Genomic DNA, 274 nt, shown 5'->3' on the forward strand with positions numbered 1-274 from the left:
GCAGATTTCAAGGAACATGGTATTCTTGGCTTCCTCGGGCTTCTTGGCTGTCTCAGGGGCTGGTCTTATGCTGACCCTGAGGTCAAACTTCTTGCAGGTGACTTTGCTTTTGAGTTTGGCATGATACACTGCCACCACCGACAATGTGCCTCGGCCTTTTCCTTTGGCTGTTAGAGAGAAGGCCTCATTTTGCTTGGTCTCTTCCGATCGCAGGAGGTTGCCATTTTCCCAGAGCAGGCGAAACGTGGTTGCAGAGCTACGGCTGGGGAGGTGG

At 52.9% G+C, this 274-nt stretch carries 1 protein-coding gene; it reads right to left on the reverse strand.

Annotated elements, in window-relative coordinates; all coding sequences use genetic code 11:
* Positions 1 to 274, reverse strand: a 274-nt coding sequence (locus L9G74_RS24135) for a hypothetical protein (protein WP_238898618.1), incomplete at both ends; no start/stop codon positions are given.

Origin of the sequence: Shewanella electrica (genome assembly GCF_022321485.1) — a bacterium.
Classification (GTDB): Bacteria; Pseudomonadota; Gammaproteobacteria; order Enterobacterales; family Shewanellaceae; genus Shewanella; species Shewanella electrica.